This window comes from Neobacillus sp. NPDC093127, from assembly GCF_044754175.1.
Taxonomy (GTDB): domain Bacteria; phylum Bacillota; class Bacilli; order Bacillales; family Cytobacillaceae; genus Neobacillus.
In genome coordinates, this window is sequence record NZ_JBIVOP010000052.1 from 1 (window position 1) to 2,822 (window position 2,822).

The 2,822-nt window shown below is 38.9% G+C and carries 2 protein-coding genes; both read right to left on the minus strand.

Annotation, left to right across the window (positions count from 1 at the left end; genetic code table 11):
* Positions 1-360 precede the first annotated feature (360 nt).
* Positions 361-1,116, minus strand: coding sequence for an IS21-like element helper ATPase IstB (gene istB / locus ACIQCO_RS27920; RefSeq protein WP_400435422.1), 756 nt, complete (start codon positions 1,114-1,116; stop codon positions 361-363).
* On the minus strand, positions 1,113-2,663 hold the full coding sequence (istA, locus tag ACIQCO_RS27925) for an IS21 family transposase (RefSeq protein WP_400435424.1): 1,551 nt from the start codon (positions 2,661-2,663) through the stop codon (positions 1,113-1,115). The genes istB and istA overlap by 4 nt, the downstream gene beginning before the upstream one ends.
* Between the last annotated feature and the right edge of the window lie 159 nt (positions 2,664-2,822).

Sequence of the window (2,822 nt, forward strand, 5' to 3'; positions counted from 1 at the left end):
TGATTACGGCCAAAGGAATTTACCACTAACGCCATCTTTTTTACCACTCTACGCCAATATTTTTACCAAGCATCGCCAAGCTCTTTACCAATAAAGAACTCCTCCATCATATTAGTAATGTGGAGGAGTTTTTTATTTTATTAAAGACCAATATTAAGCTTTAAAGTATTTAATGATGATTTTTCTTGATCCTTCGTGAATGTCCTGTTCTGTCCATGTATAAGGGGAAGGTTCTTCTCCGTATTCTTTTAGTAGCTTTACCTTTAATTCCATGGGGAAAGGACTCCAGTCTTTGTACCCAGCCCAGTAATAGTATTCCTCCATCTTTCTCAAATCTTTCGGAGTCAGTATTGCCATTTTTTAAACCTCGATTGCTAATCCATGTCGTTCTCTCATAGAAATCTCACCGTCCAGTAAGAATTGATAGGAGTCATGGATAATACGGTCTAATATGGCTTCTGCGATGGTACCGTTTCCTAACTTTGTGTGCCACCCACTCGGATCAATCTGAGAACAGTAAATGGTTGAGGCAGTTTTGTGCCGGGCTTCAGTAATTTCTAACACGATATTTGCTTCATCCTTTGAAAGATCCGTAAGGAGCCACTCATCAATAATTAGAACGTCGGTCTTTGTATACTTCTTGATTAGCTTCCGATAGCTACCGTCGGCAGCTAGTTTAGCCAGAGATAATTCATCAAGTAATTCAGGTAATCGGACATACTTTACCTTGTAATGCTGACGGCAAGCGGATACACCAAAGGCACAAGCCATAAAGGTTTTTCCGGACCCTGTAGGTCCTTTCAGTATAATGTTATGATCGTTTTCTATATAAAGCCCACTTGCCAATTTTAGAATAAGGTCCTTTTTGAGCTTTCTATCATCAAAATACTCAATATCCTCAATACATGCTTTTGAATCAGAGAACGTGGCATTCTTGATTAATCGATTTAAATGATTACTTTTCCGGCGAGAATATTCCAGATCCACAAGCAGAGAAAAGCGATCTTCAAAACTCATAGATTGGTATTCTCGATTTTGAGCTTGGTCCTTATATGCCTCAGCCATACCTGCTAATTTCATTTCCTGTAGTTTGGACAACATTTGATCATTCATCATTTATCTTTTCCTCCATAATAAGAAGCACCACGTGTGAAGCCGAAATTGGTGTCATTCATCTCAATATTTTGCTCTAACTCTTGTTCAGCGTCTTTTTTCTTATTGTTTTTCAACAGCGTTTGAATGCTTTTGACCGTAGGTCTTTTCGTCATGGTGAGCAGCGTTTTACATGCCCGCTCTATTTCATATTTACTATAACGGTGTTCCAGCTTCTTTAAGGAAAAGATAGATTGTAATGCTTGTTTTTCAGATTGATAGGAATCCAAAAGGTACCTTACAGTACTTAATGTTGAAGATCCTATGCTTTCTGCCCATTCAATTGCTACTTCAGGTGTTTGATCAACAAACAGTTTATGATTGTCTGGCATATGTTCCCGGACCGTTGATATCTGTCCAAATCTCCCATATAATCGTTTGTGTGAAGTTAACCACATATGATTAAAATAAATCACGATCATATCTTCGGAAATCTTCACATCTACTTGTCGGCTGATATACTCATATGGAACAGAATAAAACATGCTTTCAACAGAGATATGGTAATCTGGACGCACTTTGGCAGTCTTCCATTCTGATATCTTGTATGGCATACCCGGAAGAGGGGAAAGCGCAAATTTCTCCTCTTCTTCAAATGCAGAATAGCGACTTCCTTCTTTTCGAGTAAAAGGCCGATGATTAAATTCCTCTAATTTCTTTCTCAATTCTTCATTTAACTCTTCAATACTAAAACAGTGGGTATTTCTTAATGCCGCAATGATCCATGTAGAAATGGCTCCAACTGAGCCTTCAACACTTGCTTTATCCTTAGGGCTGCGAACACGCGCTGGCATGATAATCGTATCGTAATGATTGGCCATTTCCTTATAGGTAGGGTTTAATACAAGTTCCCTTGAAGTATGTTTCGTCACCCCTGTCTTCAGATTATCCGAAACAACAATCTGGGTGACCCCACCGAAATATTCATATGCATGGATATGGGCACAAATCCAGGATTGTAAGTTCATTGATAGGAATGCTTCCGCATATGAAAGTTGGCTGCACGGCAATGTAGCGACGAAAATATATGCTTTCACTTTTTCACCGGTATCCCTATCAATAATAAATGCCGTCGTACCCGCCCAATCTACCTCCAGTATTTCTCCTGGTTTTCTACGAATACGCAAAGTTGCTTTATGTTTCTGAGCATATTCACCATAATGACGGATAAAACTCCGATACGAGTAAGGGATTTTATTGTTCGCTCGACTTTCTGCCTCGTATTCATGATGTAAAAGCGAAAGAGTAACGTTTGGTTTGGCCAACTCTTTATGAATGTAATCAAAGTTGAGTGGGTGCCTCCCAGAGGCTTCTAACGATTTTTCAGGAAACAGAAAATCTTCAATCCATTTATCGTCCATTTCCTCATCTAATGGACACGTCAATCCTTTCTTCACAGCCATTTCCATGACTTCTGTTACTTTCTGACGAGAGTGTCCAGTACTTGCAGAAATGCCCCTCAAACTGATTCCCTCATCATGTAATTCCAGTATCTTACGATAATGGATCATAAAAAAATACCTCCCATATAATGTGTCATATCGTAAGATATGCTCACTAATTATATAGAAGGTAGTGGGTGGTAAATAAGCTGTCTTTTAGTGGTAAATTCCTTGGCATTCGGTGGTAAAAACTTTGTCACTGGTGGTACATTTAGATGGCCGTAATCA